This is a genomic window from Actinokineospora sp. (assembly GCF_050699995.1).
Taxonomy (GTDB): Bacteria; Actinomycetota; Actinomycetes; order Mycobacteriales; family Pseudonocardiaceae; genus Actinokineospora.
The window spans coordinates 1-3,588 of record NZ_JBOHGC010000403.1; the positions used below are offsets into that span (position 1 = coordinate 1).

The 3,588-nt window shown below is 68.1% G+C and carries 6 protein-coding genes; 4 read left to right on the forward strand and 2 right to left on the reverse strand.

Features of this window, described 5'->3' with window-relative positions:
• A partial coding sequence (locus tag ACRDSQ_RS20045) for a transposase (protein ID WP_431423162.1) occupies positions 1-295 on the reverse strand: 295 nt, incomplete at its 3' end.
• On the opposite strand from ACRDSQ_RS20045, the gene ACRDSQ_RS20050 reads away from it, so the two are divergent.
• Both ACRDSQ_RS20050 and ACRDSQ_RS20055 read left to right on the forward strand, forming a co-directional pair.
• On the forward strand, positions 282-851 hold the full coding sequence (locus ACRDSQ_RS20050) for a DUF5753 domain-containing protein (RefSeq protein ID WP_431423163.1): 570 nt from the start codon (positions 282-284) through the stop codon (positions 849-851). The two genes, ACRDSQ_RS20045 and ACRDSQ_RS20050, sit on opposite strands and share 14 nt — an antisense overlap.
• A 6-nt stretch (positions 852-857) precedes the next feature.
• Complete coding sequence (locus tag ACRDSQ_RS20055) at positions 858-1,031, forward strand: DUF397 domain-containing protein (protein WP_431423165.1); 174 nt, start codon at positions 858-860, stop codon at positions 1,029-1,031.
• On the opposite strand, the gene ACRDSQ_RS20060 is transcribed toward ACRDSQ_RS20055, so the two are convergent.
• A complete protein-coding gene (locus ACRDSQ_RS20060; protein ID WP_431423167.1) occupies positions 996-1,352 on the reverse strand; it encodes a DUF6223 family protein in 357 nt (118 codons plus the stop codon). The two genes, ACRDSQ_RS20055 and ACRDSQ_RS20060, sit on opposite strands and share 36 nt — an antisense overlap.
• A gap of 194 nt (positions 1,353-1,546) precedes the next feature.
• On the opposite strand from ACRDSQ_RS20060, the gene ACRDSQ_RS20065 reads away from it, so the two are divergent.
• Both ACRDSQ_RS20065 and ACRDSQ_RS20070 read left to right on the forward strand, forming a co-directional pair.
• Entirely contained in the window at positions 1,547-2,662 is a 1,116-nt protein-coding gene (locus tag ACRDSQ_RS20065; RefSeq protein WP_431423169.1) for a sensor histidine kinase, read from the forward strand.
• Positions 2,659-3,321, forward strand: a complete 663-nt coding sequence (locus tag ACRDSQ_RS20070) for a response regulator (protein WP_431423171.1) — start codon at positions 2,659-2,661, stop codon at positions 3,319-3,321. The genes ACRDSQ_RS20065 and ACRDSQ_RS20070 overlap by 4 nt, the downstream gene beginning before the upstream one ends.
• Positions 3,322-3,588: the final 267 nt, after the last annotated feature.

A 3,588-nucleotide genomic window follows, 5' to 3' on the forward strand; every position in this document is an offset into this window, starting at 1 on the left:
GGGCGAACAACGCTGCCGCGCGCTTGAGGATCTCGTGTTCGATCTCCAATTGCCGAACTCGTTTACGAAGCTCGGCGAGTTCTTTCTTCTCCGCCGGTGCCAGGCCCGGTTTAGCGCCATTCTCGACGTCGTCGGCCGCCAACCAGTTCCTCAGGCACGAGTCACTGATTCGCAGCTCGGCGGCGATCTGCGAGACCGGCTTGTCGCCCTTGCGGGCCTCAGCGATCGCTCGCATACGGAACTCGGGCGGATGAGGCGCAGGCATCGGGACATCCTTCCAGGTGACCGAGGCCACCTCAGGCCAGGTGTCCGTCAAACGGGGGGAAGCTCAGTCCTTCATCCACTACTCATCGATTCTGATCCCCGGTTTTCTGCAGACCGCCGACTATGCCCGAGCGGTCATCGGGGCCGGACCATTCGATGCCGAGGAGGTGGAACGCAGGGTCTCGCACCGACTTGAGCGGCAAAAGGTGCTGTTCAAGCCAGTCCGACCGCGCTACCGGCTGATCCTGGACGAAGCGGTGCTTCGCAGGCCGATCGGTGGATCGGCGGCCATGGCCACGCAGATCCGTTGGCTGATCGACATGGCGAACCAGCCCAACATCACCATTCACGTGATCCCGTTCCGCCACGGCTATTACGAACTGTCATCCAGCTTCTCGATACTTGAGTTCCCCACGCTGCCCTGCCTCATTTACGTGGAGAACGGCAACGCGTCCGGCTTCCCGGACGCGCCCGTCGACACGGACCGCTACGTGGAAACGGCCGGTAGGCTGATGAGAGTGGCCTTGGATTCCGCCGATTCGGTGGAGTTTCTGGCCAGGATGGCGGCCGATCACGAGCGGGGATGAAACAGGATGCACGGAGTGTGGCGGAAATCCAGCTTCAGCGACCACGCCGGTGACTGTGTCGAAGTTGCTTACTCCTCGACAGTCCGTGTCCGTGATTCCAAGAACCCCGCAGGCGGCACGCTGACCTTGCCCCCGGCCGCCTGGTCACCCGAGCGTCTCGCGAACCTTCGGACCGCGTAGGCCACGGGCCCGAGCCAGCCAACCGAGGCCCGCGCCGACCAGTCCCACCACCAGCGCAACGAAACCCCCGACGATGCCACCACCCGTGCCGGGCCCGCCGTCGGCGGCGGCCACGACCAGCCCGCCGACGACCGCGCCTGCCAACCCCAGCACCAACGCGACGAGGGCCTTCCCACCCCCACTCCGGGAGAGGGCTATCCCACCGACGACCACTCCCACCAGCCCCAGCGCCACACCGACCAGGGACCAGAAACGCCCCCCGGTCAAGGCGTAGGAACTGACAGCGTCGGGCTGCACGGCAAGCAGGTGACGGATGAACATGGTGTGCTCCTTCTTCTCCGACGAACTGGACATCGCTGATCATGGCCGCGGGCCGGCCACCGGTCGTCGTGCTCGCGCAGACACTTCGCGCTGCCGCGGATGCCGCAGAAATCGCGGGAGTACCGCGTTCGCGGTAGTCGCAGATCATCTGTTGGTGGGAGTCGACCGCGTGGGTGTCGGGCTACTGTCCACTTATGACCAGGGGCCGGATCAGTCTCGGAGACTGGGGTATCGCCATCGGCGTGGCGGCGACCCTGGTGGTAGCCGGGCTGTCCAGGGACCTCCCCGCGACGGCCCTCGACCCGCTTGGCTACGCGTTGCTGGCGGGTGGTGGTCTGGCGCTGGCGGCGCGCAGGTGGGCTCCGGTCGTCGTGCTGGCCGTGACCGGGTTGTGCGCGTTGGGCTATCAGGTGATCGGGTTCGATGTGCCGGTCGTCGCGTATCTGTTCGCCGTGTATGCCTCGGTCCGGGCGGGACACCGGCTTGTCACCGTGGTGGGGTCCGTGGTCATGCTGGCCGCGCTCCCGCTCGCGATCCTGGCCGCTCCCCACGGCTGGCAGCTGGGTGAGGCGTTCACCCAGTCCCGCAACGTCCTCGAAATCGCCTGGCTGATCGCCGCCGGCGCGGCCGGGGAAGCGCTGCGGCAGGCCGAGCGCCGCGCCGACGAGGCCGAACGCACCCGCGAAGAGACCGCGCGCCGCCGCGCCGACGAGGAGCGGCTCCACATAGCGCGTGAGCTGCACGATTCGCTCACGCACCAGATCTCCGTCATCAAGGTGCAGGCCGAAGTCGCCGTCCACCTGGCCCGCAAACGGGGCGAACAGGTGCCTGAGTCCCTGCTGGCGATCCGGGACGCCGGGCGTGAGGCCGCTAGGGAACTGCGCGCCACCCTGGAAGCCCTGCGCGACGACGACAAGCACCCACCGCACGGGCTCGCCGACGTCCCGAACCTGGTGCAGCGGGCGCGCACGACCGGCCTGGACGCGACGCTGACGATCGAAGGACACCGGGACGACCTGCCCGCCGCGGTGGAACGGACGGCGTACCGGATCGTCCAGGAGTCGCTGACCAACATCTCCCGGCACGCCGTCGCCGCCACCGCGTCGGTCAGGATCGACTACCGGCCGGACGCCCTGGTCATCCAGGTCGACGACGACGGCAAGGCAACCACTGACACCGCGCCGGTGCCCGGCGTCGGCCTGCTCGGGATGCGCGAGCGGGTCACCGCCCTCGGCGGCCACCTGCGGGCGGCGCCGCGCGGTGAGGGCGGCTTCACCGTCCAGGCCGAACTTCCGGTGGCCCGAACGTGATCCGGGTCCTGCTGGTCGACGACCAGCCACTCATCCGCAGCGGATTCCGTGCGCTGCTTGACATCGAGGACGACATCGAGGTGGTCGCCGAGGCCGCCAACGGCGGCGAGGGCGTGGAGCTGGCCAGGCGGCACCTGCCCGACATCGCGCTCATCGACATCCAGATGCCCTTGGTCGACGGCATCGAGGCGACCCGCCGCATCGCCGCGGACCCGGCCCTGGCCGAGGTGCACGTGGTCATCCTGACCAACTACGGCCTGGACGAATACGTCTTCAACGCCCTACGCGCGGGCGCGGCGGGATTCCTCGTCAAGGACATAGAGCCGGAAGACTTCCTCCACGCCGTCCGCGTGGCGGCCCGCGGCGACGCCCTGCTCGCACCGTCGATCACCCGCAAACTCATCGACCGGTACGTCACCCAACCGCTCGACACCGGCCCCCACCCGGGCCTGACGGACCTGACCAACCGCGAAAGCGAAGCCGTCACCCTGGTCGCCCGCGGCCTGTCCAACGACGAGATCGCCGACCGCATGGTGATCAGCCCGCTGACCGCGAAGACCCACGTCAACCGGGCCATGGTCAAACTCCACGCCCGCGACCGCGCCCAACTCGTGGTCTTCGCCTACGAGTCCGGCCTGGTCGTCCCACACGGTTCCTGACATCCACAGTCTGGGCGCAGATGACGGTTCCATGACGTGTGGGCTGGGCATTGCCCATGCGGTGTGGTGACCTGCCACTGTTGAGGATATGGAGCCGTCCGACGGCGATCTGGTCCTGGCGGCGCGTCATGGTGACGCGCAGTCGCTCGCGGTCCTGCTGATGCGCCACCGTGCGGCGATGCACGCGGTTGCGGCCTCGGTGCTGAGCGCGGGGCCGGAGGTCGAAGACGTCGTGCAGGATGCCACGCTGGTCGCGATCGCGGATCT